Below are 26185 nucleotides of genomic sequence, written 5' to 3' on the forward strand. Positions count from 1 at the left end.
TGGTCAGGCCGCAGGGAAACGGCCTTCTCAGGAAGCGTTACTTGCCGTGTTTCGCGATGACTGCGGCCATGTCCAGACCGTTCAGGCGGGCGACGTGATCGGACAGCATCGGCACGAAATCCCCTGCCGCGCCAATCGCCTCGGCATGGGTGAAATAGTGCCGCGCGGCCGAGGCCATGACATTCATCACCCCCGCATCCGTCGCCATCGCGTTCACATAGCGCAGGTCTTTTGACAGGTTCTCGATGGTGAATTTATGCGCGTTCTCGTCGCGCTCGCAGACATATTGCATGAAGGTGTTGAAGAACCCGCTACCCAAGCGACTGGGACCAATCACATCGCGGAACGTCACCGGAGAGATCCCCGACTTCGCCGCAAGGCTGGAGGCTTCGGCGTAAAGCGCGGCATAGGCGCCGCCAAGGAAGTTCATCAACAGCTTCATTTTATGGCCCGTGCCAACCGGCCCGATGCGCGAGATCGACCCCGCCCAGCAGTCGATCACCGGATGGATCGTGGCAAAAACGTCTTCGTCACAGCCGACCATCGCATCCAGCATCCCTTCCTCGGCCTCTTTCGGGGTGCGGCCCAAGGGGGCGTCAACAAAGGTTACGCCGTGCTCGGCCATCTCGGCGGCAAGCGTCATAGTCGAGGTCGGGTCGGCGGTCGTGGTGTCGATCACGATCAGCCCCTTGCGCGCGCCCGCCAGAATGCCATCCGGCCCGCGGATCACCGCTTCGACTTGCGGGGAATTCGACAGGCAGATGTGGATGATGTCGCAGTTCTCGGCCATCTCTTTGGGCGAGGCCGCCTCTTGCGCACCCATGCCGACAAGGCTGTCGATGGGGGCGCGGTTCGAGCGGCCCTTGATCCACAGCTTATAGCCGCCTTTCAAGATGTTCTTGGCCATGCCGTGACCCATATAGCCCACGCCGATAAAGCCGATAACGGGTTTCTCGCTCATGTCTCTCTCCCTAAAGACTGGTGGATATGCCGCCGTCCACAAACAGGGTGTGGCCGTTGACGAAACTGGCCGCGTCCGAGGCCAGAAAAATGCACGCGCCGACCAGCTCTTCGACCTTGCCCCAGCGGCCCGCAGGGGTGCGCTTTTCCAGCCAGGCCGAGAAATCCGCATCAGCCACAAGCGCGGCGTTCAAAGGCGTATCGAAATAGCCCGGCGCGATGGCATTGCAGTTCAGCCCGTATTTCGCCCAGTCGGTAGACATGCCTTTGGTCAGGTTCGCGATGGCGCCTTTTGAGGCGGTATAGGGCGCGATGCCGGGTCGGGCGAGGGCGCTTTGCACGCTGGCGATATTGATGATCTTGCCCGATTTGCGCGCGATCATGTGCCGCGCAACCGCTTGGCCGACATAAAACGCCGAGTTCACGTTGGTTCGCATCAGCCGGTCGAACGCTTCGACGGGGAATTCCTCCAGCGGGGTGCGGTGCTGCATTCCGGCGTTGTTCACCAGAATGTCGATGGGGCCGATGTCAGCCTCGTATCCGTCAATCGCGGCGCGCGCGCCCTTGGCGTCGGTCGCGTCAAACACCAGCGTATCGACCTGCGCGCCCTCGTCGCGCAAACGTGCGGCGCTCTCCTCCAGCCGCGCCTGATCGCGGGCGTTCAGAATGATCTTTGCCCCCGCCTGCGCCATCCCGCGCGCCAGTGCAAAGCCGATGCCCATCGAAGAGCCGGTCACAAGGGCGGTTCGGCCCGTCAGGTCGAAGAGTTGCATTTTTCCTCCGTGGATTTGCCGATTGGCAGGCTTGACAAATACGGGCAAACCCGCCTTCATTGAAAATGGTATACCATTTCTCGGGCGATGCAAGCGAAAGCCCACGGGGAGGCACAATTGACAAAAGCGCTTTATGCTCACGCGGCGAAAGACCTGCGTTTATCTGGCTGCGAGCTTGACACTCCGAAGGCCGGAGAGGTGCTGGTGCGCCTTGAGCGCGGGGGCATCTGCGGCTCGGACCTGCATTATTTCAGCCACGGCGGATTCGGCGCGGTGCGCCTGAAAGAGCCGATGATCCTTGGCCACGAGGTCGCGGGTCGCGTGGCCGAACTGGGCGAGGGGGTCAGCGGTCTGGCGGTTGGCGATCTTGTGGCGATCTCGCCGTCGCGGCCCTGCGGGACGTGCTCGGAATGTGTGCGCGGGATGCAAAACCAATGCCTGAACATGCGCTTTTACGGGTCGGCCATGCCCTTCCCGCATATTCAGGGAGCCTTCCGCGAAGCCATCGTCGCGCAGGCGCAAAACTGTATTCCTGCCGATGGGCTAAGTGCGGGCGAGGCCGCGATGGCCGAGCCTTTGGCCGTTGTGCTCCATGCGGTGCGGCAGGCGGGCGAGATGCTGGGGCGGCGCGTGCTTGTCACCGGCTGCGGCCCGATTGGAATTCTGACGATCATGGTGGCGCGGCGTGCGGGTGCCGCCGAGATTATCGCCACCGACATCGCTGATGGCGCGATGAGCTATGCGCTTGCGGCGGGTGCGGATCAGGCGCTTAACACGCTGGCGAACCCTGATGCGCTGGCGCCTTTCGCGACGGGCAAGGGCACGTTTGATGTGCAGTTCGAATGTTCGGGCGCGGCCCCTGCGCTGGCGGCGGGGATCGGCGTTTTGCGTCCGCGCGGGCGGCTGGTGCAGCTTGGCATGTCGGGCGATATGACCCTGCCGATGACCCAGATCACCGCCAAAGAGATCGCGCTGGTCGGCTCGTTCCGCTTCCACGAGGAATTCGCCATCGCCGTGCAGATGATGCAGGCGGGGCTGATCGACGTGAAGCCGTTGATCACCCACAGCTTCCCGCTGGCTGATTACGAGGCGGCCTTTGCGACCGCATTGGACCGTGCGCAGGCAATGAAAGTGCAACTGGAGTTCGGCGCGTGCTGACCTATGTCGCCGCTGTTATCTTGCTGATTATCACGCCGGGTCCCGGCGTGCTGAGCACGGCTGGCTTTGGCGCGGCCTATGGGTTCCGGCCCTCGCTACGCTATGTGCTGGGGCTGTTTCTGGGCACGAATATGGTGATGTTCGCGGTCATCTCGGGGCTGGCGGCGGTGGTGCTGTCGGTGCCGTGGCTGCGGGTTGTGCTGATGGCTGGCTCGGTCGGGTATCTGCTGTATCTCGCGTCGAAAATCGCCTTCGCGGGCACCCGCATCGCCTTTATCGAGGCGAAATCTCCGCCCGGGATCATGGGGGGGATTTTGCTTCAGGCGATCAACCCCAAAGCCTATGCGGTGAATACCTCTCTGATGACGGGGTTCAGCTTTGCGCCCGATAATCTGCTGTTCGAGATCACCTCTAAGGTGCTGATTACAAACGCGATCTGGATACCCATCCACCTTGCGTGGCTGTGGGGTGGTGTGGTGCTGCACCGGCTTGATCTGCCCGAGGCGACGCATCGTAAAATCAACTATCTGATGGCGGCATCAATGCTGGGCGTGGTGGCGCTTGCACTTTGGTCGGCTGCACGGGGGGCCGCATGAAAATCACCGCGATTGAGACCATCCGCATCGCCGAGCGCCCGAACCTTATGTGGCTTCAGGTGCATACCGACGAGGGTGTCACGGGTCTGGGCGAGACCTTTTACGGCGCACGCGCGGTCGAGGCCTATGTGCATGAGACCCTTGCGCCCCTGATGCTGGGCGAAGACCCGCGCCGGATCGAATATCTGGCGCGCAAGGCCGAAGGCTATTTGGGCTGGCGCTCGACAGGGGCGGAAACGCGGGGCAATTCGGCCTTTGATATTGCGCTTTGGGATTTGTGGGGGCGGGCGACGGGCCAGCCTGTCGCGCAGCTTTTGGGCGGGTTCACGCGCCCCGCGATCCGCGCCTATAACACCTGCGCGGGCGTTGAATATATCAAGGATGACAGCGGCCAGCAGACCGGCAATTACGGGCTTGGCAAGGGCGGCGCCTATGACGATCTGAACGGGTTTTTGCACCGCGCGGACGAGCTGGCGCAATCGCTGCTGGAAGACGGCATCACGGCGATGAAAATCTGGCCCTTCGATGCTGCCGCCGAGGCGAACGAGGGCGCCTATATCTCGGCTGACCAGCTAAAGCGCGCGCTGGAGCCGTTCGAGAAAATCCGCAACGCCGTGGGCGACCAGATGGATATTATGGTCGAGTTCCACTCGATGTGGCAGCTTTCGCCCGCGATCAAAATCGCCCGCGCGCTGGAGCCGTTTGACACCTTCTGGCATGAAGACCCGATCCGGCTTGATAGCCTCGATCTGCTCAAACGCTATGCGGCGGCAAGCAAGGCTCCGGTCTGTGCCTCGGAGACGCTTGGCGGGATCGGGGCGTTCCGTGATCTGCTGGCGACGGGGACGGCGGGCGTCGTGATGCTGGACCTAAGCTGGTGCGGGGGGCTGAGTGCGGCGCGCAAGGTCGCCGCGATGGCCGAGGCCGAAAAGTTGCCCGTGGCCCCCCATGACTGCACGGGTCCGGTGGTTCTTGCGGCCTCGACGCACCTGTCTTTGGCCGCGCCCAATGCGCTTGTGCAAGAAAGCGTGCGCGCCTTCTACCGCACTTGGTATCGCGACCTTGTAACGGCGCTGCCAAGCGTCGAACGCGGCATGATTACCGTTCCCCCCGGTCCCGGCCTCGGGCTTGAGCTGAACCCCGATCTGGACCGTGCCTTCACCACATTCCGTAATGTTTCCAAATGGAAAGACCAATGACACACGCTACCTATTCGGGCATCTGGCCCGTCGCTCCGACCCCTTTCAACCCCGATGGGACCGTTGATTATGACGGCATGAAGCGGGTGCTGGATTGCATGATCGACCAAGGCGTTGATGGCATCTGTATTCTGGCGAATTTCTCGGAGCAGTTTCTGATTTCCGACGACGAGCGCGCGGCGCTGACGCGGCTTTGTCTTGAGCATGTCGCAGGCCGCGTGCCTGTGATCGTGACGATCAGCCACTTTGCGACCCCGATCGTGGTAGAGCGCGCGCGCTTTGCCAAGGATCTGGGCGCGGCGATTGTGATGATGATGCCCCCCTATCATGGCGCTCTGCTCAAAGGCACGGCCGAGCAGACGCTGGAGCAATTCCGCGCGGTGGGCGAGGTCGGTATCCCGATCATGCTGCAAGATGCGCCCTTGTCGGGTGTTGATCTGCCGGTGCCGCTCTTGGTCAGGATGGCGAACGAGATCGAGATGCTCAAGCTGTTCAAGATCGAGTGCCCTCAGGCAGCGGCCAAGCTGCACGCGCTGATCGCCCAGGGCGGGGCGGCGATTGAAGGCCCGTTTGACGGCGAAGAGGCGATCACCCTTCTGGCGGACCTTGACGCGGGCGCGACCGGCACGATGACCTCGGCCATGATCCCCGATCTGATCGGCCCGATTGTGCGCGATTTCCATGCGGGCAAGCGGCAGGCGGCTTTCGATGGCTATGCCCGCGTGCTTCCGGCGGTGAACCACGAGAACCGCCAGTGCGGCTTCCGATCGGCCAAGGCGGCGATGGTCGAAGGGGGCGTGATCAAATCTGATTTCTGCCGCCACCCGATTGCACCGCTGCACCCCGATACCCGTTCGATGCTGTTCGAGCTGCTGCGGCCGCTTGATCCGGTCGTTCTGAAATGGGGTAAATAATGGCACATGAGGCAGCAATTGCAGAGCTTCGCGCTTTGCTGGGCGAGCGGCTGGTGACAACCCGCGCCGATCTTGATCTGCATGGCCAGAACGAGACCTACTACCCGTTCACCCCCCCCGACGCGGTGGCCTACCCCGAGACCACCGAAGAGGTCTCGGGCATTGTAAAAATCTGCAACGCGCATCGCTGCCCGATTGTTCCCTATGGCGCGGCGAGTTCTCTGGAAGGGCAGCATCTGGCGGTTCAGGGCGGCATCAGCCTTGATATGAACCGGATGAATAAGGTTCTGGCCGTGAATGGCGAAGACCTGAATGTTGTCGTGCAGCCGGGGATCACGCGGATCGCACTGAACGAGGAATTGCGCGCGACGGGGCTGTTTTTCTCGGTCGATCCGGGCGCGAATGCTTCGGTCGGCGGGATGGCGGCGACGCGCGCGAGCGGCACGACCGCGGTGCGCTATGGCACGATGCGCGACAATGTTCTGGCGCTTGAGGCGGTGATGGCGGATGGCACGGTTATTCGCTGTGGCTCGGGGGCGCGGAAATCCTCGACCGGCTATGATCTGGCGCATCTGCTGATTGGGTCCGAGGGCACGCTTGGGATCATCACCGAACTGACGTTGCGCCTGCATGGCATCCCCGAGGCCGTTGCCGCCGCGACCTGCCGTTTCCCGACTGTTGAAGATGCGGTGAATTGCGTGATCCTGACGATCCAGTCGGGGCTGCCGATGGCGCGGATCGAATTGCTTGATGAAATGATGGTGCGCGCGTTCAAATCTTACGCCAAGGCCGATCTGCCCGAGGTGCCGCATCTGTTTCTGGAGTTCCACGGTTCGGAAGCGGGCGTGGCCGAGCAGATGGAAGTCTTTGGCGAACTGGCCCGCGATTTCGGCGCAGAGGGTTGGAAAACCGCCACCAGCACCGAGGAACGCAACGCGCTATGGGCGATGCGGCACAAGTCCCATTACGCCAGCGCGGCCTTTGGGAAGGGCGGTCACACCTGGCCGACGGATGTCTGCGTGCCGATCTCGCGACTGGCCGAAGCCGTGCATCAGGCACAGCGTGATGCACAAGAGCTTGGGCTGACCTCGACGATTGTCGGCCATGTGGGTGATGGTAATTTCCATGTGGCGCTTAGCGTGAACCCCGATAATGCAGACGAGATGGAGCGGGCTGAAAAGTTCACCTCCGCCTTGGCCGAGACCGGCCTCCGGCTTGGCGGGACGGTCTCGGGTGAGCATGGCATCGGCCTTGGAAAACAGAAATTCATGGCGGCCGAGCACGGCCCCGCTTTGCACTTCATGCGGGCGATCAAAACTGCCTTCGATCCGAATAACATTCTCAATCCGGGCAAGATTTTGCCGCCGATGAACTAGGAGAACCCCATGCTGCCTTATGCAAATCCGTTTCCCGCCGCGACGTTTGTTGGTCGGGTCTGGCTGCCGGGTGTTGGCCCCGCGCTTGTGCGCCTTGACGGTGACGACGTGATCGACATCACCAGCCGCGATCTACCGACGATGCAGGCGCTTCTGGAGGCTGACGCTCCGGCGGCGGTGGCGTGCGGTGCGGATGGGCGCAAGGTCTGCACGCTGGCGGAACTGGTCGCCGCCTCGACGGAAGGTGCGGGGGCGGATGATTTGCGCCTTCTGGCTCCGCCCGATTTTCAGGCGATCAAGGCCTCGGGTGTGACCTTCGCGGAAAGCATGGTCGAGCGCGTGATCGAAGAGCGTGCCGCAGGGGACGCCGACCGCGCCGAGGAAATCCGCGCCCGTGTCAAAGCCGTGATCGGCGAAAGCCTGTCGGGGATTGAGCCGGGGTCTGAACAGGCAATGCGCGTCAAGCAGGTGCTTCAGGAAGAAGGCCTCTGGTCGCAATACCTTGAAGTCGGGATCGGCCCCGATGCCGAGGTGTTCACCAAAAGCCAGCCGATGGCGGCGGTGGGCTGGGGTGCGGCGGTGGGGATTCACCCGATCTCGAACTGGAACAACCCCGAGCCGGAGATCGTTCTGGCGATCAACTCGCGCGGGGTTATCGTCGGCGCGACGCTTGGCAATGACGTCAATCTGCGCGACGTCGAGGGGCGCTCGGCCCTTCTGCTGGGCAAGGCTAAGGACAACAACGCGTCGTGCTCGATCGGGCCGTTTGTGCGGCTGTTTGACGAGGGCTTCTCGCTGGATACGATCCGCGTGGCGGAACTGTCGATGAACGTCACCGGCGAGGACGGGTTTACCCTTGATGGCCATTCCTCGATGACCAAAATCAGCCGCGATCCGGCCTCGCTGGTCAGCCAGACAATCGGGCGTCATCACCAGTATCCCGACGGGTTCTTCCTGTTTCTCGGCACGATGTTCGCGCCGGTCAAGGACCGCGACGCCAAGGGGCAGGGCTTCACCCATCACGCGGGCGATGTGGTCACGATCTCCGAGTCCAATCTGGGCGCTCTTTGCAATACCGTGCGGCTGTCGACAGAATGCCCCGCGTGGACCTTTGGCACCACGGCCCTGATGCGCAACCTCGCGGGGCGGGGGCTGCTATGAGGCAAAGCATCCTGTGCCTTGGCGAGTGCATGATCGAGATGGCCGATGCGGGCGGTGGGCTTTATCGGCGCGGCTTTGCGGGGGACACGTTCAACACCGCCTGGTATGCGCGCCGGATGCTGCCCGCCGATTGGTCGGTGTCTTACGGCAGTTGCATCGGCACGGATGCAGCCTCGGCAGAGATGGCGGCGTTTATGGAGGGCGAGGGGGTTGATACGGCCTCGCTCCGGCGGGTCAAAGACCGGACGGTCGGGCTTTATATGATCAGCCTTGAGAACGGAGAGCGCAGCTTTTCCTACTGGCGCGGGCAATCGGCGGCAAAAACGCTGGCCGATGATCCGGCATGGCTGGAGGCTGTGCTGAAAGACCGCGCCTATATCTATTTCTCGGGGATCACGCTGGCCATTCTGGCACCCACTGCGCGTGAGGCGCTTTGCGCGGCCTTGGCGCGGGCGCGGGCGGCGGGATCGGTGATTGCGTTTGACACCAACCTGCGTCCGGCCCTTTGGGACGATCAGGACACGATGCGCAAGGGGATGCTGGCGGGGGCTGCGGTTGCCGATATTGTGCTGCCGTCCTTTGATGAAGAGGTTGTCCTGTTTGGCGACGCAACGCCGGACGAGACCATCGCGCGTTATAGCGGCCTTGGGGCCAGGATCATTCCGGTCAAGAACGGCGGCGGCGCGCTGACGCTTTGGGACGCGCAAGGCATCCGCCCATTCGCCGCCGAAGCAGTTGCAACGGTTGTCGATACCACCGCCGCCGGAGACAGCTTTGGCGCGGCCTTCCTTGCAGGGCTGGCCACAGGACAATCCACCGATACGGCCGCACAGGGCGCAATGGCGCTGGCGGCGAAAGTCATCCAGTCACGGGGCGCGCTGGTGCCCGCAATATTCGAAGGGGAAACACAATGAATATCCTGATTATCGGCGGCGGCGGCGTTGTCGGTCAAAAGCTGGCCCGCGCGCTGGTGGCTCGCGGCACGCTGCGCGGCCAGTCCATCGACAAGATCACGCTGGCCGATATCGTCGATCCGGCGCCGATAGCGGATGCGCCGATGCCGGTCGCCACGATGGCGTGCAACATCGCTGATCCGGCCTCGGTCGCGCAATGTGTGACGGCGGATGTCGATGTGATCTATCTGCTGGCCGCGATTGTGTCGGCCCATGCCGAAGAGGATTTCGACGCGGGCATGAACATCAACATGATGGGCACGCTGAATGTGCTGGAGCGCGCCCGCGCCCTTGGCACCAAGCCGGTGATGGTGTTCACCTCGTCGATCGCGGTTTACGGCGGCGAGGTTCCCGACCCGATCGTGGATCACACTTTCCTGAACCCGCAAACCTCGTATGGCGCGCAAAAGGCCATCGGTGAACTGCTGCTGAATGACTATAGCCGCAAGGGCTTTGTCGACGGGCGCGGGTTCCGGCTTCCGACGATCTCGGTCCGTCCGGGTAAGCCCAACCGCGCGGCGTCAAGCTTTATGTCCTCGATCCTGCGCGAGCCGCTGAACGGGCAAGAGGCGGTCTGCCCTGTGGATGACGACTTCCCGCATTACTATCTGTCGCCGCGCAAATGCGTGGAGAACCTGATCAAAGGGGCCGAACTCGCCGCCGAGGATCTGGGCCAGAACCGCTGCATGATGATGCCGGGCCGGATGTGGACCATTCGCCAGTTGATCGACGCAATGACCGCAGTCGCGGGGCCGGAGCCAGCCAAGCTGATCAAGTGGGAGGCGCAGCCCGACATTCAGGCGATCGTCAAAGGCTGGCGCTTTGATCTGCGCCCCGAAAAGGCGATCAAGCTGGGGCTGTCGGCGGATGACTCGTTTGAAGACAACATCCGCTATTATCTTGAGGACGACAAACCCTCGGCCTGAACGAACAAGGGCGCCCTGCGGGGCGCCCTTTGCTTTAAGGCGAGGCGGTTTTGGCTTAGTTGACCGGCGTCAGAAGCGCGCTTCCGGCCAGAAACGCCGCGACGTTGTCACGCTGCAATTGCCCCATCGCGGCACGGGTCTCGACGGTGCCCGAGCCTTGGTGCGGCTGGATCACCACGTTTTCCAGCGCGTAGAAGCGCGGGTCGATATGCGGCTCGTTGCGGAACACATCCAGACCCGCGCCGCCAAGGGTGCCTTGCTCCAGCGCATCCAGAAGGGCGGCCTCGTCCACGGTGCTCCCGCGCGAGATATTGACCAGGATGCCTCGCGGCCCGAGGGCGGCAAGCATCTCTTTTGTCACGAAATTTTCGGTGTCCGGCCCGCCGACAAGGGCAACGACCAGATAATCCACCTCTTGCGCCAGCGCGACCGGATCGGCGTGATAGGTCCAGTCGGGTGTGTCCTTTTCCGAGCGGGCGAAATAGTGGATGTCCATCTTGAATGCGGCCAGACGGTTGGCGATTTCGCGCCCGATCCGCCCCAGTCCGACGATCCCCGCTTTCGCCCCCGAGGCCTTGCGGTTCAGCCGGTATTCGCCCTTGTCCTTCCACGAGCCCGAGCGCGCCCAGGCTGACGCCTTCTCCATCTCGCGCAGTTGCATCAGCAGCATCCCGACCGCAATATCGGCAACGTCATCGTTCAGCACATCGGGGGTGTTCGTGACCTTGATCCCGCGCGCCGAGGCCGCCACGACATCAATCGCGTCATAGCCCACACCGAAATTCGCGATCAGCCCGAGCTTTGGCAGAAGGTCCATGACCGCCCCGTCAAACGGCGCATGACCCTTGAAGGCGACGGTCGTGATGCCTGCGCGCGTGGTCTCGTCCAGCGTGGCCAGATCGGCGGGGCCAGCGATGAACACCGGATCGAAAGAGGAAATCAGCGCGGCTTTGTCGGTGTCGCTATAGCTGCCGATGGCAATCGTGGCGGTCATGGGTGGCTCCTGTTCGGGCAAATGGTATACCAAAAGATGAAGCCCGCAGTCGCAACTGTCAATCATATAAAAGCGGGCAGTGACCAGCACTGCCCGCTTCACGCGGCGCGACCACCGGGAGGTCAAATCGCGCCTATCGTCAAAGGCTTAGCCTTCGCAGATTTCCTTGACCGACTTCTTCACGGCCTCAAGGCTGAACACGCGGTCAAGCCAGTCGGGCTGGAAGATCACCGATTTCGCCTTGTCGATGGCCATCAGCGCGCCATCCGAGAATTTCCCCTCGGGGAAGATGCCGAACGCGATCGCCAGTTCGATCTTGAGGTGGCCAAGCACGAAGTCATGCGCGGCGGCCTCGGGAACGCCCATCGACACGGCGCGGTCGGTTGCATCACGCAGCGCGAGCGACAGTGTCGCGGCGACGGTTTCCGACAGGGCAGGCTCCATCACGGCGATGTTTTCCAGCGTGCAGCGATGCGAGCGGGCAACCGGCGCGTAGATGATTTTCGCGATCTCTTCGCACAGCGCATAATGCTCTTCCGGGCCTTGGATCAGGGCGCAGACAATGCCCTGCGGCGCGGCGATGCCGCCGAAATAGTCGGCCTGAGCCTCTTTGGTGTCCTGCACCTCAAGGATATGCGGGTGGCACGGATGGGTGCAGAAATAGGTGACGTCGTCACGCTCGGGCATCTCGCCGGCATAGGGTGCGGCGGCGTCCAGCACGATCACAGCAGCGCCGGGTTTCAGCTTGTCGATGAAGGTATGCGCAATCTTGCCGATCAGACGGTCCGGCACGGCCATCAGCACGACATCGGCATTCGCCAGCGCGGTATCCTGATCGACCGTATCAAGGCCGGTTTCTGCCTTCAGGCGTGCGCGGCCCTCTTCGGAAATCTCGACCGGAACCACCTCGAAGGGCGACGCCTTAAGGTTGCGGGCCAGCCGGACGCCCATTTTCCCGCCTGCACCAAGCAGAGCAACTTTCGTCATGTCTTATCCTTTCTGTGCGGCGCCACCGCCGCGTTTGATCCAACTGAAGTAATCAGGGCTTCCCATTTGCCCGCCCTTCAGCGCGAGTTGCAGTCCGGCCAGCGCCGGATCATCCGAATGAGCCTCCAGCAGCGCAGCCCCCGGAGTGGCGGGGCTGAGCGCGGTAAAGGCGAACAGATCAAGCTGCCGCGAGGCATAGCCCGAGGTATCCCCCCCCGAGATCACCGCACGCCGCAGGCCGGTTTCGCGTAGCAGCCGCGAGAGCAGCCGCCCGAGCGTCGCGCCGATCCGCGCGTTGGCGTCATCTTCGCGCACACCTGCGGCCTGCACCGCCGCGCGCATCCGCGCGACCGCCGGATCATCCGGCCCGCGGGCGGAGTAAATCAGTGGCGAGCCGCCCTTGGCCAGCACGCCCAAAGCGGCCTGATAGGTGGCGTCTTCGGCGCTGGTGTCGCCCGTCACAAGGGCCGCCGCGTCCAGCGCAATTCCGGTAAACCCGTCCGCCTCGGCCAGTGCAATTTGCTGCGCCGTGATGGGCGAGACCGAGCCGGAGACGACGATCAGTTGATCGACCGCGCCCGCGCCGGTCTGCACCTCTGCGCAGGGGATCAGCCCCGCCTTGCGCCAGCAATCCACCAGCGCATATTCCACGCCCTGCGAGCCGATGACAAAGGTCTGATGCGTGCGCGCGGCCTGCCAGATCAGGTCTCCGGTCGTGGCCATATGCGGCGCGGTCATGGTATCAAGGCTGACAACCTCGGCCCCTTGCGCCAGTTCGCGCGACAGCCCCGCCGCCGCATCGGTCTCAAGGTCTTCGACGGTGACAAGGCCAAAGGGGCGCTTGGTCTGCTGGCCCAGATGGCGGGCGACATCGGCCTCTGCCATCGGGGTGACGGGATGACGCGCCATAACGGGGTGCCGGTCCAGCCGGAACACACCTTGCGGGCTACCCGCGAAAAGGTGACCGAACGCCTGATAGCGGCGCTGCGGCGGTGAGGCGATCAGGCACGGCACCCATGCCCCCCCGATCAGCGGCGCGCCAATATCCAGCGCCGCCCCGATCGAGCCGACATGCGGCGCGCTATCCAGCGTCGAGCACACCTTGTAATGCACCACGGGCGCGCCGGTGTCTTTGAGGAAGGCAAAGGCAGGCGGCAGGTGGTCGCGCATCCACTCGGGGGAGTGGCTGCGCGCGGTGCTGGCAATGCCGATCCCGCGCATTTGCGGGAAGCGGGCCATCTGTTCGGCGGTGGGAATATCAAGGAACAGGACCGAGGGGACACCCGCAAAGGCCAGCGCCTCCATCGTGGTCGCCGATCCGGTGAAGTCGTCGCCAAGCCACGCGACCAAAGCGCCGTCGGGCAAAGTATTCATGTCGCGTTTTCCTGATGATACAAGGCGTTAGCGCGTTCCAGATGCACCCGCATCGCATTGGCGGCCCCTGCGGCATCGCCCTGAATGATTGCCTCGACGATGGCGCGATGTTCGGCCAGCGTCAGGGACTCCAGCCCGCGTTTGCGCACCTGCTCTGTGTGGAAGGTGCGCAGCCACGAGAAAATCCCAAAGGCGAGGGTTTCGAAAATCGGGTTGCCAGACATCGCGGCGATGCGGCGGTGGAATTGCCCGTCGCTTTCCATGAAGGCCTCGCTATCGGCGCGCAGGCTGTCTTGCTCGTCCAGAAGGGTCTGAAGCTCTGCGATGTCGGCTTCGGTCCGGCGGGTGGCGGCCATGCGGGCCATTTCGGCTTCAAGCAGGACGCGGGCCTCTTTCAGATGGTCGAGTGAGGATTGCGAGTGCGTCAGCAGGTGGCGCATCGAGGGGCCAAGCACATCCAGCAACCCGTCCAGCGAGGGCGAGGCAATCCGCGGCCGCCCTCCGTGGCGGATCTCGATCACGCCCGAATGTTGCAGGCTTTGCATCGCCTCGCGGATCGCGGGCCGCCCGACCTGATAGCGCACCATCAGTTCGCGTTCCGAGGGCAGGGCGTCACCCGGTGCCAGACGGTCGTCACGGATCAGATGCAAAAGACGCTCTTGCACCTGATCGGAGAGTTTTCTGGGGCGGATCGAATCTGGACTACTCATGATACCAGTTTAGCGGCAGATAAAATGGTATACCAGATTAAATCCGGTCCGAATTCGAAAAAATCAGCGCAGTGCGGTCAGCCAGCCAAGCGTGGCATCCGTGTCGCCGCCCGGTTTGTATTCAGCGCCAAGCGGGGTTTGCCAGCCAAGAGCCGCGATCTTGTCAAAGATGAACGGGTAATTCACCTCGCCATGATCGGGCGCGCCGCGATCGGGGACCGAGGCGAACTGGATATGGCCGATCAGGGGCAGCAGGCGCTCAAGCCGGTGCGAGAGATCCCCCTCCATCAACTGCACATGATAGCAATCGAACATCAGCCGCAGGTTCGGGGCGCCGACCTCGGCCATAATCACCTCGGCCTGCGCGGTGGTGGCCAGAAAATACCCCGGCGCGTCGTAGTGATTGAGCGGCTCGATCAGGATCGTGATCCCCGCATCGGCGGCCCGTTCGCAGGCATAGCGCAGATTGGCGACAAAGCAGGCGTGGGCCGCATCACCCGAGGCAAAACCCGCCATGACGTGAATGTTGCGCGTGCCGATTTCGGTCGCATAAGCAATCGCCTCGTCAATCGCGGCGCGGGCGTCCGCTTCGCGCCCGACAAGCGCCGAAAGCCCGTTCTCGCCGCCCGCCACATCGCCGCGCCGGGTATTCAGGCCCAGCATCGCAAGGCCGGTTTCAGCCAAGGCCGCGCTGACGTCGGCCGCAGGGGTATCATAGGGCCAGTGACATTCGACCGCGCCAAACCCCGCCGCCTTGGCCGCGCGGATCGCGTCGGGCAGGGGCCGGTCATTCCACAGAAACCCGAGGTTCGCCGAAAACTGCATCAGTCCCACTCCACGTTGAATTCGGTGACGACCGCGCGCACTTGCTCGGGTGTCAGTTGTTTGGCGTCATAGCCGCGCATCAGGATGGCAAGGCGCGCGGTGTCCTCAAGCTCTTCGATGGCGTTGCAGGCGGCCTCGACATCCTTGCCCGCGACGACCGGCCCGTGATTGGCGAGCATCACCGCCGAGCGTTTGCCCGCCAGACCGCGCACGGCCTGACCCATCGCCGGATCGCCCGGCAGGAAAAACGGCAAAAGCTGCACCTTGCCCAGTTTCATGATCGAGTAGGGGGTGAGGGGGGGCAGAAAGTTGCCGGGGTCCACCTCGGGCATCAGCGACCACGCGACCGAGTGGCACGCGTGCAGGTGAACCACCGCGCCGGTCGTCGCGCGCGTTTCGTAAAAGGCCGAATGGAGTGGCATTTCCTTGGTCGGTTTATCGCCGTCGATCAGCCGCCCCGTCGCGTCAAAGCGCGACAGCCGCGCGGGGTCCAGCCGCCCGAACGAGGTGCCTGTGGGCGAAACCAGCAGCCCGCCGTCAGGCGTGCGCGCCGAGATATTTCCGGTCGATCCTCCGGTCAGGCCACGGTCGAACATCGACTTCGCCAAAAGGCAAATCTGCTCGCGCAGGCGGGTTTCCTCGGTCATAGAGCCTCCAGCTTTTGCAGCGCTTCCGAGAAGAAATTCTCGCTGCCAAAGTTGCCCGATTTCAGCGTCAGCGCAATCGGGTGTCCGGCGGATTGGCAGAAACACCACGGCACGCCCGGCGCGATTTCGGGGCCGATCTCAAGGCGATCAACGCCAAGCGCCTGTGTCACCGCGCCCGAGGTCTCGCCCCCCGCCACAACGATGCGGCGCGCGCCACGGTCGCGGGCGGCAATGACGCAGGCCGACAGGGCTTCTTCGACGATCTCGCCCGCGCGGGCGACGCCAAGCTTGGCCTGTGCGGCGCGCACCGATGCAGGATCGGCGGTGGCGTAGATCAGGGGCGCTTTGCTCAGGTCTTGGGTGGCCAGCCAGTCCAGCGCCGCGCGCGGGCCGTTTTCCGCCAGATCCAGCGGGTCCAGACGGAAGCCCTCGGCCCCCGTCGCCAGATAGGCCGCGACCTGTTTGTTAGTCATCGCCGAGCAACTGCCCGAGAGCACAATCGCCTCGGGCGCGAGGTTTGGCACCTCTAGGGCGGGGGCGTCTTGCGCGAGTGTCCCATCGGCCAGATACAGCGCGGGCAGCGGCATCGCCACCGCCGAGCCGCCCGTCATCAGCGCCATATCGCGGCACGCGCCGGCGATCTCTTCTAGGTCGCTGTTCGCCACGGCATCCATCACGACATGGACAATCCCTTCGTCCGCAAGGCGCGCCAGTTCCGCGCGGATCGCCTTGGCCCCGCGCGCAACCGTCAGCCGGTCGATGAGGCCGACCGTGCCCTGCACCTGCGGCTCCAATAGGCGCATCAGGTTGCTGTCGCGCATCGGCGTCAGCGGGTGATCCTTCATCGGGCTTTCGGCCAGCGGCTGACGCCCGACAAACAGGTTGCCCATGAAAATCGCGCGCCCGTTCTCGGGGAAGGCGGGGCAATAGATGGTCTGGGCCGTGCCAAGCCGCGCCATCAGCGCTTCGGCGACGGGGCCGATGTTGCCTTCCGCCGTAGAATCGAAGGTCGAACAGTATTTCCAGAAGAACCGCTCCGCGCCCGCCGCGCGCAGCCAGTCCAGCGCCTCGCCCGCGCGTGAGGTGGCCTCGTCCACGGGGCTGGTGCGGATTTTCAGCGCGATCACCTCGAACGGGGCGGCGTCGGTCACTGGTCCTTGCGGCACGCCCATGCGCAGCGAAACCCGCACGCCCGAGCGCGCCAGAAGCCCCGCCAGATCGGTCGCGCCGGTGAAATCATCAGCGATACAGCCCAGAACGGTTGCCATTATTTGCCCTCCTCGCCCGGCAGGGTCAGCCCCGCGTTGCGGGCGTAGACCTTGGCCACGGCGGCATCGTCTTCCCGCCCAAGCCCCATGCCAGCCGCGGCCAGAAACTGTTGCAAAGCCGCCGCCGTAATCGGGGCGCTGAACTGCGCGGAGCGGGCAATATCCAGAACGATTCCAAGATCCTTGGGCCAGATATTGACCGAGCTTTTCGGCGTGTAATCCCCGTCCACAATATGCGGCGCGCGGTTCTCCAGCATCCAGCTTGTGCCCGCGCTTTGCGAGATCACCTCAAGGAATTTCTCGGGCGCGATGCCCTGCGTCATACCGAAGGTCAGCGCCTCGGCCATTGTGGCGATATGCACCCCCGCCAAAAGCTGGTTGGTGGCCTTCATCGCGGACCCGGCCCCTGCGCTATCGCCCAGTTCAAACACTGTCGCGGCGATGGCATCCAGCACGGGGCGCGCAGCGGCAAAGGCCGCACCCGTCCCCGACGCCATGATCGTCAGATCGCCGCTTGCCGCCTTGGCCGCGCCGCCCGAGATCGGGGCATCCAGATAAAGCACGCCTTTCTCCGCGCAGCGGGCTTCCATTGCGCGGGCAAACTCGGGCGGGACCGTGGCGCATGATAGAACAACCGCGCCCTTGCGCAACTGCCCGACGATGCCGGTCTTTCCAAACAGAACCGCCTCGGTCTGGTCTGCGTTCAGCACCACCACAACCACCGCATCCAGCGTCGCGGCGACATCGGACAAGGCACCGGCCTCGCCGCCCTCAGAGCGGAGTTTCGCGGCCTGAGCGGGGTTCACATCCGCGCCCCAGACCCTAAGTCCGCCGCGCAAGGCCGAGGCCGCCATGCCATATCCCATCGAGCCAAGCCCGATAACTGCGACCTTACGGGTATTCGCCATCGCCTGCGTCCTTTCGCTGATGGGGTAGGGGCTTGTTGCTTACCCAAGCCGTTCCATCTTTTCATAATCGGTTTCTTTGAGTATCACAAGTTTGGTATACCAAAATCAACTCCGGTTTTGCGCCGGAAACAGCCTCGGGGAAACGTCATGTCTGAATTGCAATTCGCCCAAAGCCTGTCGCGCCTTGGCACGGAATCCGCCTTTGTTGTGCTGGCGCGCGCGCAGCAGCTTGCGGCGCAGGGGAAGGACATCATTAACCTCGGGATTGGCCAGCCCGATTTCCGCACCCCCGATCATATCGTCGAGGCGGGCATAAAGGCGCTGCGCGACGGGCATCACGGCTATACGCCCGCGAATGGCCTGCCTGTTCTGCGCGAGGCTGTCGCCGCCGATCTGCACCGTCGTCACGGCGTCGAGGTGAACCCCGATCATATTGTCGTCGTGCCTGGCGGCAAGCCGACGATGTTCTTTGCGGTGATGATGTTTGGCGAGCCGGGTGCCGAGATCATGTATCCGAACCCCGGTTTCCCGATCTATGAATCGGTGATCCGGTATTCTGGCGCGACGCCGGTTCCGATTGCGCTGCGTGAAGAGAACAGCTTTGCCTTCTCTGCCGAAGAGGTGCTGGCCCAGATCACCCCGCGCACGCGACTGATCATCATCAACAGCCCCGCCAACCCGACCGGCGGCGTGACCCCCAAGGCCGAGATCGACAAGCTTGTTGCGGGGCTGATGGAGCACCCGCATGTCGCGTTGATGTCGGACGAGATTTATTCGAACATGCTTTATGGCGGGCGCGAGCATGTCTCGCTTCTGCAATACCCCGAGATCCGCGACCGGCTGATTATGCTGGACGGCTGGTCTAAAACCTACGCGATGACGGGCTGGCGCTTGGGCTATGCGGTCTGGCCCGAGGCGGCGGTGCCGCATGTGACGCGGCTGTGCATCAACGACCATTCCTGCGTGAATGCGGCGGCGCAATTCGCGGGGCTGGCGGCGCTGACCGGCCCGCAAGACGCGGTGCAAGATATGGTTGCGCAGTTTGACGCGCGCCGTCAGGTGATCGTGCGCGAGCTGAACACGCTGCCCGGTGTAACCTGCACCGATGCGGCGGGGGCGTTCTATGCCTTCCCGAATATCGCTGGCACGGGGCTGACCTCGATGGAGGCGCAGAACAAGTTTCTGGACGAAGCAGGTGTCGCGACGGTCGCAGGCACCAGCTTTGGCAAATGGGGCGAGGGCTATTTGCGCTTTTCCTACGCCAACTCGACCGCGAACATCCTTGAGGCCCTGCGCCGCATCCGCGAAATCCTGTAACCGGCGTTTAGCCGGAAACAGGAAGGTCAACGCCAAGCGCCTCGGCGCTGGCGGCGACGCGGGTCCAGACTTCGTCGGGCAGGGCAACGGTGCCAGCGCGCGATTGCGCCAGCCGGTCATAGGCGCGGTCACCCGGCACGCGCACGCGCGACACACCTTCGGCGGGGCGGTTGTTGCGGCACAGATCGTTCAGGTAGGACACCTCGGTCGTGAAGGCATCGTTGCCGCCAAAAGCCTCGGGGTCGGTGACCTGCACAAAGACGTTGCCGCCCCAGCGGGTCGGCTCGGACGAGCGGCCATGCCCTGACAGCGCCTGCGTCTGCATCTCGATCATCAGGGCCAGCGCAAAGCCTTTGTGCCCGTGATCCATCCCGCCCACCGGAAGGATCGTGCCTTTCGGATCGGCGTTCACGACATTCGGGTCGCGGGTTGCGCGGCCTTGCGCGTCCAGCATCCACGGATTAGCGAATTGCGTGCCCGAGTTGATATGTTCGCGCACCTTGGAGACGGTCGTGATCGACGCGCAGGTGTCGATCAGCACCGGATGGTCTTTGGACGGATAGCCGATCGCCCAGGGGTTCGGGGTGAGCGTCGGCTCGGTCCCGCCAAAGGGCGCAACCCATCTCCCCGACGGGTCCGAGGTCGAGATATAGCACACCAGCCCTTGCTCGGCGGCAATCCGCGTCAGCGTCGAAAGGCAGCCGATATGGTGGCTGCGCCGCATCGACAGGGCCGCCATGCCATAGTCGCGCGCCCGCGCTATGCAGGTGTCCAGCGCATGTGTCATCAGCCAGTGACCGGGCAGGTAATTGCCGTCCCAGACCATCGTTACGCCCTTGTCGCGCACGACCTCCCAACTGCCCTCCGAGGTCATATTCCCCGAGGCCAGCTCGGGCAGGTAGTAAGGCACCATCGAAATACCGTGCGTGGTCACGCCGATCTCGTCGGTGCGCACCAGCAGCTCGGCCACGGTCTCGGCCTTGTCCGCCGCCAGCCCGCCTTTGGTCAGCAGGTTCAGGGCAAGGGTTTTCAGGTCGTCGCGGTGGAAATGGTGCTGTGTCATGCTGGGGTCCGTTTTGTGTTCGGTGCGAATTACAGGCTGTTGGTCACAGGCATAGCACAGGGCTTGCAAAATGGTATACCATATTGTTTGTTGCGGCAGGTGCATCGGCGCGCCGCTTGGCCGAAAGGGAAGAATGTGATGTCAGGGCAATTCATTCGGGTAACGTATCGGCTTGAAACCGAAGGGGATATTGCCGCTTTGGCCGCGAAAATCGCCTCGGACCAATCCACCGGCACCTTTACCGAACTGCCCAACGAGACCGAGGCCGTGCGGGCCCGCTGCGCCGCAAAGGTCGAGGAAATCCGGCATTTGCCCGCCACTGATACCCCCGCGATCCCCTCCGAGGGGCGCGGCCCGTTCCGCCGTGCCGATGTGGTGATCGCTTTCCCGCTGGACGCTGTCGGCACCGATATTGCCGCGCTGATGACGATCACGGTGGGCGGGGTTTATGCCGTTCGGGGGTTAAGCGGTGTGCGCGTGATGGATATTGACCTGCCCGACGCATGGGCTTGCCATCCGGGGCCGCAGTTCGGCGTTTCGGGCTCGCGCCGCCTGATGGGGGTCGAAAGCGGGCCGATGATCGCCTCGATCATTAAGCCGTCGCTTGGCCTTTTGCCCGAGGAAACCGCGCCGGTTGTCGCGGATCTTTGCGCGGCGGGGGTCGATTTCATCAAGGACGACGAAAAGCTGATGAGCCCCGCCTATTCCTCGCTTGAGGCGCGGGTGCGGGCGATCATGCCGGTCATCAAGGCGCATGAGGACAAGACCGGCAAGCGGGTGATGTATGCCTTCGGGATTTCCTCGGCCGACCCCGACACGATGATGCGCAACCACGATATTGTGCGCGCGCATGGCGGGAGTGCCGCCGTTATCAACATCAACTCGATCGGCTATGGCGGCATGAGCTTTTTGCGCAAACGCTCGGAGCTGTGCCTGCACGCGCATCGCAACGGCTGGGACATCCTGACGCGGCATCCGGGCCTTGGGATGGAGTTCCGCGCCTATCAGAAAATCTGGCGCCTTCTGGGGGTGGACCAGTTCCAGATCAACGGCATCCGCGCGAAATACTGGGAACCGGACGAAAGCTTTGTGCGCGCTTTCCACGATGTCAGCGCGCCGATTTTCACGCCCGAGGATTGCGCGCTGCCGGTGGTGTGCTCGGGGCAATGGGGCGGGCAGGCGGTGGATACCTATCGCCGCACCGGAGGCTCGCTGGACCTGATGTATCTGGGCGGCGGCGGGGTGCATGGTCACCCGATGGGCATGGCCGCAGGGGTCCGCGCGATCCGGCAAGCGTGGGAGGCGGCGGCCTCTGGCGCGGAGCTGGCCGATTACGCGCAAGACCACCCTGAGCTGGCCGCAGCCCTCGCCAAATGGGGCGGTTAATCCGCTTCGGTTTGCGCGGGCGGGCCGAAAAGCTGGCTTGAGACTTCGGCGGCGATTTCCGCCAACAGACTGATGATGCGCTCGCGCTCGGGGGTGGTGTGGGCGTCGATCCGGCGCAGATAGGGGCAGGTCAGCACGGCCACGGCATTCCCCAGCGGGTCGAGGATCGGGAATGAGAAGTTATCCACCCCGCCCGCCGTCTGGCTTTGCCCGATGAAATGCCCACAGGCGCGAATTCCGGCGGCGGTTTCTTCGAACAGCTTGGCATCGGGGATGGTTTCGCCCGCGACAGGACGGTGCAGCCCCATCAGCTTGGCGCGGGTCTGGCGCGACTGAAAGGCCGCCAGAACAAGCCCCGATCCGGTGTTGAACAGGCCAACCACCGCGCCGATGCGTAACGACAGTTGCCAGTTGCCCGGCGCAGAGAAGGACGACGAAATCACAACGTCACCCTCTTCCAGCACCGCAAGGTGGATGGATTGCTCGGCCTTTTCCGCGAACAGCCGCATCAAAGGCTCGGCGGTGTCCAGCAGGCGGCGGCGCGGCGGGTGCATGTCGGCCAGCACCAGCAGGCGCAGACTTAGCAAGAACCGGTCCCCCTCGGGCGAGCGGGTCACATAGCCGCGCCGCACCAGCGTATCGAGCATCCGGTAAATCTCGTTCGGGCCGCGATTCAGCCCTTTTGCGATTTCCGCCTGCGTCAGCGCGACCGATGAGGCGGCCAGAAGCTCCAGAATATCCAGCCCCTTGTCCAAGGCGGGTGCCCGGTAACGCACTGTATCGTCTTTCGTTTCTGCCATCAGCCTTGCCTGCCTCCATATGTGAATAATGACTTCACTAGAAAATGATTGACGGCGCAACATGATTTATGTGTGAATGATGACATCAAATTTGAATTACCGATGAAGGGGAGGGTGCCAGTGGATGCCGAACTGACCGCGAAATTGGCCGGATGCTATACCGGCGTCGTGCATGACATCATGCGGGCGATGGGTCTGCGCAATTTCACGCTGCCCTCTGAAATCACGCCGCTGATGCCCGAGCGGACGCTGTGCGGCCCCGCCTTCACCATCGAGGGTCACCCCTCCGATGCCGCCGATCCGCATGAAACGCTGATGGCCTGGACGGGGCTTTTGTCGCAGGCGCCCTCGGGGCATATCTGGGTGTGCCAGCCGCATACGCATGATCTGGCGCAGATGGGCGAGCTGTCGGCCGAGACGCTTAAGAACAAGGGTGTTCTGGGCTGCGTGCTGGACGGGTTGGCGCGCGATACCGATTTCTTGCTGAAGATCGGCTTTGACACATGGCGGCGGGGTCACACGCCCAAAGACATCGTCGGGCGCTGGCTGCCGACCGCCACGGGTCACACGATCCATATCGGGGATGTCGCGATTGCGCAGGGGGATTACCTGCTGGGCGACCGCGACGGGATGGTGCGTGTGCCGCGCGCGCAAGCCGCCGAGATTGCCGAAAAATCGGTCGAGGCGATGCAGACCGAAAACAAGGTGCGCACGGCTATTCTGGCTGGGACGGACCCGCAGGAAGCCTATCTGACATACGGGAAATTCTGATGCGACCCGAGGGATCAAAACCATTGGCCGGTATGCTGCTACGGCTGACGCAGGCCGATAATGTTCTGGTCGCCACCGGACCGGCGGGGCCGGGGATCGTTGCGATCAACGGCGGCGGAGAGATTGTGCTCTCCGAAAGCGTGACGCTTGGCCACAAGGTCGCGGCGCAGGACATTCCGGCGGGCGCGAAGATCCTGAAATACGGCGTCTCCATCGGCTCGGCCACGCAGGATATTCCCGCGGGCGCGCATGTGCATGTGCATAATCTGCGCAGCGATTACACGCCGACAAATATCCTTGAAGAGACCGCGAAGGGGGCTGGAAATGCTTGAGGGCTATCTGCGCAGCGACGGGCGCAAGGGTATTCGCAACCATCTGGCCGTTGTCTATCTGGTGGAATGTGCCCATCACGTTGCGCGCGAGATTGCCTATCCGTTTCGCGAAGAGGGCGTGCATCTGATCGGCTTTCCGGGCTGTTTTCCGAACGATTACGCGCAGCGCATGATGGAGAGCCTCTGCACCCATCCGAATGTGGGGGCGGTGCTTTTGGTGTCCTTGGGCTGCGAAAGCTTTAACCGTTTCAAACTGGAGAAGGCGGTGGCGGAGACGGGCCGCCCTGTTGCGACGCTGGTGATTCAGCGCGAGGGCGGCACGCGCAAGACGATGGAGCGGGGGCATAGGTGGATCAGGGATACCCTGCCCATGTTGCAACAGGCGCAAAAGGTGCCGATGGAGGTGTCGGAACTGGTGATCGGCACGGTTTGCGGCGGCTCGGACGGGACCAGCGGGATTACCGGAAATCCTGCGGTGGGGCTGGCGTTTGACCGGCTGGTCTTGGCGGGTGCGACCTGCATTTTCGAAGAAACCGGAGAGCTGATCGGCTGCGAGGCGGTGATGAGCGCGCGCGCCAAAACGCCTGAGCTTGGGCGGGAACTCGCGGCCTCGGTGGAAAAGGCGGCGGCCTATTACGCGACGCTCGGCTTTGGCAGTTTCGCGGCGGGCAATGCCGAGGGCGGGCTGTCGACCATCGAAGAAAAATCGATGGGGGCTTATGCGAAATCGGGAAGCTCGCAGATCAGCGGGTTGATCAAACCGGGCGAAGTTCCTCCGCGCGGCGGGCTGTATCTGATGGATGTTGTCCCCGATGGCGAGGTGCGCTTCGGCTTTCCGAATATCTCGGACAATGCCGAGATCGTCGAGATGATGGCCTCGGGCGCGCATATGACGCTGTTCGTGACCGCGCGCGGGTCGGTTGTCGGGTCGGCTTTGGGGCCGGTCATCAAGGTTTGCGCCAACCCCGAGACCTATGCGCGGATGGCGGGCGATATGGATGTGAATGCGGGGCGGGTGCTGTCTGGCACCGCGCTGGCCGAAGTGGGCAACGAGATTTTCGATCTCACGCTCAAGGTCGCGGCGGGGCGGCAAACCGCCTCGGAGGCGCTTGGCCATGCCGAGTTCATCCTGACCTACAAGAGTTTCGAACCGGCAGGTCCCGCCTGTCTGCCGACCTGAGTTGTAGACCGCTGCCTGTCGGGGAGGCGGCAGCGGATACTTGCCGGACCCGCGCAAGCGAAGGCCCGGTTCATCCTGGAGGAGGAAAAGATGAAACTGAGTGCTTTTATCAAGACCGCGCTAACGGCTGCGGCGATTGGTGTGATCGGCTTGTCGGCTGCGGCAGAGGAATGGAAGCTCGGGCATGTTCTGCCGCCCGATCACCCGTCCAGCCGCGCGCTGGAAAAGGCGGCCGCCGAAATTGCGGCCCGCACCGATGGCCGGATCGACATCAAGGTGTTTCCGGCGGGGCAGCTTGGCGGCGCGAAAGAAGTGCTGACGGGGATGACCATCGGCACGCACCAGATGGCCTTTGATGGCGCGGGGATACTCAGCCAGTGGACCAAGGAACTGGGCGTTCTGGAAGCCCCGTATCTGGCCAAGGATTTCGCCCATCTTGAGCGCCTTGTCGCAAGTGATGCCGGACAGGCGCTGCTGGACAAGCTGCGCGCGGATCACGGGCTGCGTGTGCTGGACATATGGTATTACGGCACCCGCCACATGACCAATAACGCCCATGCGATTGAAACGCCTGCCGATGTGGCGGGGCTGAAGCTGCGTGTGCCCGAGGTCAAGCTGAGCCTTGAGTTCATCAAGTCGCTTGGAGGACGGCCCACGCCGATGGCCTTCTCGGAACTGTATCTGGGGATGCAGACCGGCGTTGTGGACGGCCAGGAAAACCCGCTGCCTACGATCAATGCCGCCAAGTTCTACGAGGTGCAAAAGCATCTCGCGCTGACCGGGCATCTGGTGCAATTCGTCGCGCCGATCGTGTCGGAAAGCGTGTGGCAGGCGGCCTCGGAAGGGGATCGCCAGATCGTGTCGGATGTGCTCCAGTCGGTGGGCGACGCCTATAACGCCTCGGTCGTCGAGAGCGAGGCTGCGCTGGTTGCGACGCTGGAAGGCAAGGGGATGCAGGTCTCGCACCCCGACCGCGCGGCCTTCTCGAAGGCGGTCCAGCCGATCTTTGCCCAGTTCGAGGACGTCTGGGGCAAGGGCGCCTATGACGCGTTGGCCGCGATCGACTAAGCTACCACAGTGCCCCGGCGATAATGTCGGGGCGCTGCCATTCGGGAGGGGAAGATGCGTTTCATTCACAAGGCCGAAGAGGGATTCCTGATCACCCTGTTCCTGCTTGCGCTTGGAGCGCTAAGCGCACAGCTTGCCAGCCGATATTTCCTGAATGCACAATTCCCTTGGACCGAAGAACTGGCGCGGTTCGCCTTTACCTGGATCGTGTTTTTCGGGGCAGCCTATGCGATGCGGACCGGAGGGCTGATCGCGGTGTCGCTGTTCGTTGACCGCTTGCCCGACCGGCTGCGCAGCGCGGTGGCGCTGATGATGCATCTGGCCTCGGCGCTGTTCTTTGCGGTGGTGGCCTGGGTTGGCGCGGTGGTCGCACTTAAGGTCAGTGGCCTGCCGACCATTGCGATGGGGGTTTCGTCAACCTTCGAATATGCGGCGGTGCCTGCGGCCTCGGTGCTGATGGCGGGGCGCGCACTTCTGGCGGCGTGGACGGTCTGGCGCAAGGGCCAGCCCCGCCATGATGCCGAAACGCTGATCTGAGT

Annotated in this window: 27 protein-coding genes; 15 read left to right on the forward strand and 12 right to left on the reverse strand. The window is 63.4% G+C overall.

The window, feature by feature from the left end; all coding sequences use genetic code 11:
- Positions 1–37 precede the first annotated feature (37 nt).
- Together RYZ20_RS11870 and RYZ20_RS11875 are read right to left on the reverse strand one after the other, a co-directional pair.
- Entirely contained in the window at positions 38–961 is a 924-nt protein-coding gene (locus RYZ20_RS11870; RefSeq protein ID WP_317673744.1) for an NAD(P)-dependent oxidoreductase, read from the reverse strand.
- Between the two features lie 10 nt (positions 962–971).
- Positions 972–1733: an SDR family oxidoreductase gene (locus RYZ20_RS11875; RefSeq protein ID WP_317673746.1), complete on the reverse strand. Its 762-nt coding sequence runs from the start codon at positions 1731–1733 to the stop codon at positions 972–974.
- A gap of 87 nt (positions 1734–1820) precedes the next feature.
- On the opposite strand from RYZ20_RS11875, the gene RYZ20_RS11880 reads away from it, so the two are divergent.
- From RYZ20_RS11880 to denD, 8 genes are read left to right on the forward strand one after another with little or no spacing between them, the layout of a single operon-like run.
- On the forward strand, positions 1821–2891 hold the full coding sequence (locus tag RYZ20_RS11880) for an L-idonate 5-dehydrogenase (protein WP_317673748.1): 1071 nt from the start codon (positions 1821–1823) through the stop codon (positions 2889–2891).
- Positions 2885–3487, forward strand: coding sequence for a LysE family translocator (locus tag RYZ20_RS11885; RefSeq protein ID WP_317673750.1), 603 nt, complete (start codon positions 2885–2887; stop codon positions 3485–3487). The genes RYZ20_RS11880 and RYZ20_RS11885 overlap by 7 nt, the downstream gene beginning before the upstream one ends.
- Entirely contained in the window at positions 3484–4686 is a 1203-nt protein-coding gene (locus tag RYZ20_RS11890) for a mandelate racemase/muconate lactonizing enzyme family protein (RefSeq protein ID WP_317673752.1), read from the forward strand. Before RYZ20_RS11885 ends, RYZ20_RS11890 begins: the two co-directional genes overlap by 4 nt.
- Positions 4671–5600, forward strand: coding sequence for a dihydrodipicolinate synthase family protein (locus RYZ20_RS11895; RefSeq protein ID WP_317673754.1), 930 nt, complete (start codon positions 4671–4673; stop codon positions 5598–5600). The genes RYZ20_RS11890 and RYZ20_RS11895 overlap by 16 nt, the downstream gene beginning before the upstream one ends.
- Complete coding sequence (locus RYZ20_RS11900; RefSeq protein WP_317673756.1) at positions 5600–6976, forward strand: FAD-binding oxidoreductase; 1377 nt, start codon at positions 5600–5602, stop codon at positions 6974–6976. Before RYZ20_RS11895 ends, RYZ20_RS11900 begins: the two co-directional genes overlap by 1 nt.
- A gap of 9 nt (positions 6977–6985) precedes the next feature.
- Positions 6986–8137 carry a fumarylacetoacetate hydrolase family protein gene (locus tag RYZ20_RS11905; protein ID WP_317673760.1) on the forward strand — a complete coding sequence of 384 codons (1152 nt, stop codon included), beginning with the start codon at positions 6986–6988 and terminating at the stop codon, positions 8135–8137.
- On the forward strand, positions 8134–9051 hold the full coding sequence (locus RYZ20_RS11910) for a sugar kinase (protein WP_317673762.1): 918 nt from the start codon (positions 8134–8136) through the stop codon (positions 9049–9051). Before RYZ20_RS11905 ends, RYZ20_RS11910 begins: the two co-directional genes overlap by 4 nt.
- Positions 9048–10016, forward strand: coding sequence for a D-erythronate dehydrogenase (gene denD, locus RYZ20_RS11915; protein ID WP_317673764.1), 969 nt, complete (start codon positions 9048–9050; stop codon positions 10014–10016). Before RYZ20_RS11910 ends, denD begins: the two co-directional genes overlap by 4 nt.
- A gap of 55 nt (positions 10017–10071) precedes the next feature.
- On the opposite strand, the gene RYZ20_RS11920 is transcribed toward denD, so the two are convergent.
- From RYZ20_RS11920 to ltnD, 8 genes are all read right to left on the reverse strand, one after another.
- The gene (locus tag RYZ20_RS11920) at positions 10072–11010 is read right to left on the reverse strand and encodes a 2-hydroxyacid dehydrogenase (protein WP_317673766.1); all 939 of its coding nucleotides are present in this window, start codon (positions 11008–11010) and stop codon (positions 10072–10074) included.
- A gap of 147 nt (positions 11011–11157) precedes the next feature.
- Positions 11158–11997, reverse strand: coding sequence for a phosphogluconate dehydrogenase C-terminal domain-containing protein (locus RYZ20_RS11925; RefSeq protein WP_317673768.1), 840 nt, complete (start codon positions 11995–11997; stop codon positions 11158–11160).
- 3 nt (positions 11998–12000) lie between these two features.
- Positions 12001–13371 carry a four-carbon acid sugar kinase family protein gene (locus RYZ20_RS11930; RefSeq protein ID WP_317673770.1) on the reverse strand — a complete coding sequence of 457 codons (1371 nt, stop codon included), beginning with the start codon at positions 13369–13371 and terminating at the stop codon, positions 12001–12003.
- Positions 13368–14081 carry a transcriptional regulator NanR gene (gene nanR, locus RYZ20_RS11935; RefSeq protein ID WP_317673772.1) on the reverse strand — a complete coding sequence of 238 codons (714 nt, stop codon included), beginning with the start codon at positions 14079–14081 and terminating at the stop codon, positions 13368–13370. The genes RYZ20_RS11930 and nanR overlap by 4 nt, the downstream gene beginning before the upstream one ends.
- 63 nt (positions 14082–14144) lie before the next feature.
- Positions 14145–14906 carry a hydroxypyruvate isomerase family protein gene (locus tag RYZ20_RS11940; protein WP_317673774.1) on the reverse strand — a complete coding sequence of 254 codons (762 nt, stop codon included), beginning with the start codon at positions 14904–14906 and terminating at the stop codon, positions 14145–14147.
- A complete protein-coding gene (gene otnC, locus RYZ20_RS11945) occupies positions 14906–15553 on the reverse strand; it encodes a 3-oxo-tetronate 4-phosphate decarboxylase (RefSeq protein WP_317673775.1) in 648 nt (215 codons plus the stop codon). The genes RYZ20_RS11940 and otnC overlap by 1 nt, the downstream gene beginning before the upstream one ends.
- Entirely contained in the window at positions 15550–16821 is a 1272-nt protein-coding gene (gene otnK / locus RYZ20_RS11950; protein WP_317673777.1) for a 3-oxo-tetronate kinase, read from the reverse strand. The genes otnC and otnK overlap by 4 nt, the downstream gene beginning before the upstream one ends.
- On the reverse strand, positions 16821–17729 hold the full coding sequence (ltnD, locus tag RYZ20_RS11955) for an L-threonate dehydrogenase (protein ID WP_317673779.1): 909 nt from the start codon (positions 17727–17729) through the stop codon (positions 16821–16823). The genes otnK and ltnD overlap by 1 nt, the downstream gene beginning before the upstream one ends.
- A 147-nt stretch (positions 17730–17876) precedes the next feature.
- Here ltnD and RYZ20_RS11960 point away from each other — a divergent pair, with 147 nt between their 5' ends.
- Positions 17877–19046: a pyridoxal phosphate-dependent aminotransferase gene (locus tag RYZ20_RS11960; RefSeq protein WP_317673781.1), complete on the forward strand. Its 1170-nt coding sequence runs from the start codon at positions 17877–17879 to the stop codon at positions 19044–19046.
- A gap of 7 nt (positions 19047–19053) precedes the next feature.
- On the opposite strand, the gene RYZ20_RS11965 is transcribed toward RYZ20_RS11960, so the two are convergent.
- Positions 19054–20109, reverse strand: coding sequence for an Ldh family oxidoreductase (locus RYZ20_RS11965; protein ID WP_317673783.1), 1056 nt, complete (start codon positions 20107–20109; stop codon positions 19054–19056).
- A 138-nt stretch (positions 20110–20247) separates the two neighbouring features.
- On the opposite strand from RYZ20_RS11965, the gene oiaX reads away from it, so the two are divergent.
- Positions 20248–21495 (forward strand): 3-oxo-isoapionate-4-phosphate decarboxylase OiaX, encoded by a 1248-nt coding sequence (gene oiaX, locus RYZ20_RS11970; protein WP_317673785.1) that lies wholly within the window; start codon positions 20248–20250, stop codon positions 21493–21495.
- Here oiaX and RYZ20_RS11975 read toward each other — a convergent pair.
- Complete coding sequence (locus tag RYZ20_RS11975; protein ID WP_317673787.1) at positions 21492–22295, reverse strand: IclR family transcriptional regulator; 804 nt, start codon at positions 22293–22295, stop codon at positions 21492–21494. The genes oiaX and RYZ20_RS11975 overlap by 4 nt on opposite strands.
- A 120-nt stretch (positions 22296–22415) precedes the next feature.
- Between RYZ20_RS11975 and RYZ20_RS11980 the strand changes: the two genes are divergently transcribed.
- The 5 genes from RYZ20_RS11980 to RYZ20_RS12000 all read left to right on the forward strand — a co-directional run bounded on the left by RYZ20_RS11980 (position 22416) and on the right by RYZ20_RS12000 (position 26183).
- Positions 22416–23066 carry an RraA family protein gene (locus tag RYZ20_RS11980; RefSeq protein ID WP_317673789.1) on the forward strand — a complete coding sequence of 217 codons (651 nt, stop codon included), beginning with the start codon at positions 22416–22418 and terminating at the stop codon, positions 23064–23066.
- Positions 23066–23398 carry a UxaA family hydrolase gene (locus RYZ20_RS11985; protein ID WP_317673791.1) on the forward strand — a complete coding sequence of 111 codons (333 nt, stop codon included), beginning with the start codon at positions 23066–23068 and terminating at the stop codon, positions 23396–23398. Before RYZ20_RS11980 ends, RYZ20_RS11985 begins: the two co-directional genes overlap by 1 nt.
- Entirely contained in the window at positions 23391–24578 is a 1188-nt protein-coding gene (locus tag RYZ20_RS11990) for a UxaA family hydrolase (protein WP_317673793.1), read from the forward strand. Before RYZ20_RS11985 ends, RYZ20_RS11990 begins: the two co-directional genes overlap by 8 nt.
- 90 nt (positions 24579–24668) lie before the next feature.
- Positions 24669–25646 carry a sialic acid TRAP transporter substrate-binding protein SiaP gene (locus RYZ20_RS11995; RefSeq protein ID WP_317673795.1) on the forward strand — a complete coding sequence of 326 codons (978 nt, stop codon included), beginning with the start codon at positions 24669–24671 and terminating at the stop codon, positions 25644–25646.
- 54 nt (positions 25647–25700) lie between these two features.
- On the forward strand, positions 25701–26183 hold the full coding sequence (locus RYZ20_RS12000; RefSeq protein ID WP_317673797.1) for a TRAP transporter small permease: 483 nt from the start codon (positions 25701–25703) through the stop codon (positions 26181–26183).
- Positions 26184–26185 lie beyond the last annotated feature (2 nt).

Origin of the sequence: Pseudothioclava alba, assembly GCF_033100795.1 — a bacterium.
Lineage (GTDB): Bacteria > Pseudomonadota > Alphaproteobacteria > Rhodobacterales > Rhodobacteraceae > Pseudothioclava.

Bases quoted from the DNA above. Each gene is read 5' to 3' on its own strand.
- RYZ20_RS11895 (WP_317673754.1), top strand. From the start codon at position 4,671: ATGGAAAGACCAATGACACACGCTACCTATTCGGGCATCTGGCCCGTC.
- RYZ20_RS12000 (WP_317673797.1), top strand. From the start codon at position 25,701: ATGCGTTTCATTCACAAGGCCGAAGAGGGATTCCTGATCACCCTGTTC.
- denD (WP_317673764.1), top strand. From the start codon at position 9,048: ATGAATATCCTGATTATCGGCGGCGGCGGCGTTGTCGGTCAAAAGCTG.
- RYZ20_RS11995 (WP_317673795.1), top strand. From the start codon at position 24,669: ATGAAACTGAGTGCTTTTATCAAGACCGCGCTAACGGCTGCGGCGATT.
- RYZ20_RS11940 (WP_317673774.1), bottom strand. From the start codon at position 14,906: ATGCAGTTTTCGGCGAACCTCGGGTTTCTGTGGAATGACCGGCCCCTG.
- RYZ20_RS11900 (WP_317673756.1), top strand. From the start codon at position 5,600: ATGGCACATGAGGCAGCAATTGCAGAGCTTCGCGCTTTGCTGGGCGAG.
- RYZ20_RS11990 (WP_317673793.1), top strand. From the start codon at position 23,391: ATGCTTGAGGGCTATCTGCGCAGCGACGGGCGCAAGGGTATTCGCAAC.
- otnK (WP_317673777.1), bottom strand. From the start codon at position 16,821: ATGGCAACCGTTCTGGGCTGTATCGCTGATGATTTCACCGGCGCGACC.
- otnC (WP_317673775.1), bottom strand. From the start codon at position 15,553: ATGACCGAGGAAACCCGCCTGCGCGAGCAGATTTGCCTTTTGGCGAAG.
- RYZ20_RS11985 (WP_317673791.1), top strand. From the start codon at position 23,066: ATGCGACCCGAGGGATCAAAACCATTGGCCGGTATGCTGCTACGGCTG.
- nanR (WP_317673772.1), bottom strand. From the start codon at position 14,081: ATGAGTAGTCCAGATTCGATCCGCCCCAGAAAACTCTCCGATCAGGTG.
- RYZ20_RS11870 (WP_317673744.1), bottom strand. From the start codon at position 961: ATGAGCGAGAAACCCGTTATCGGCTTTATCGGCGTGGGCTATATGGGT.
- RYZ20_RS11930 (WP_317673770.1), bottom strand. From the start codon at position 13,371: ATGAATACTTTGCCCGACGGCGCTTTGGTCGCGTGGCTTGGCGACGAC.
- RYZ20_RS11890 (WP_317673752.1), top strand. From the start codon at position 3,484: ATGAAAATCACCGCGATTGAGACCATCCGCATCGCCGAGCGCCCGAAC.
- RYZ20_RS11875 (WP_317673746.1), bottom strand. From the start codon at position 1,733: ATGCAACTCTTCGACCTGACGGGCCGAACCGCCCTTGTGACCGGCTCT.
- RYZ20_RS11910 (WP_317673762.1), top strand. From the start codon at position 8,134: ATGAGGCAAAGCATCCTGTGCCTTGGCGAGTGCATGATCGAGATGGCC.
- RYZ20_RS11965 (WP_317673783.1), bottom strand. From the start codon at position 20,109: ATGACACAGCACCATTTCCACCGCGACGACCTGAAAACCCTTGCCCTG.
- RYZ20_RS11925 (WP_317673768.1), bottom strand. From the start codon at position 11,997: ATGACGAAAGTTGCTCTGCTTGGTGCAGGCGGGAAAATGGGCGTCCGG.
- ltnD (WP_317673779.1), bottom strand. From the start codon at position 17,729: ATGGCGAATACCCGTAAGGTCGCAGTTATCGGGCTTGGCTCGATGGGA.
- RYZ20_RS11960 (WP_317673781.1), top strand. From the start codon at position 17,877: ATGTCTGAATTGCAATTCGCCCAAAGCCTGTCGCGCCTTGGCACGGAA.
- oiaX (WP_317673785.1), top strand. From the start codon at position 20,248: ATGTCAGGGCAATTCATTCGGGTAACGTATCGGCTTGAAACCGAAGGG.
- RYZ20_RS11905 (WP_317673760.1), top strand. From the start codon at position 6,986: ATGCTGCCTTATGCAAATCCGTTTCCCGCCGCGACGTTTGTTGGTCGG.
- RYZ20_RS11880 (WP_317673748.1), top strand. From the start codon at position 1,821: ATGCAAGCGAAAGCCCACGGGGAGGCACAATTGACAAAAGCGCTTTAT.
- RYZ20_RS11920 (WP_317673766.1), bottom strand. From the start codon at position 11,010: ATGACCGCCACGATTGCCATCGGCAGCTATAGCGACACCGACAAAGCC.
- RYZ20_RS11975 (WP_317673787.1), bottom strand. From the start codon at position 22,295: ATGGCAGAAACGAAAGACGATACAGTGCGTTACCGGGCACCCGCCTTG.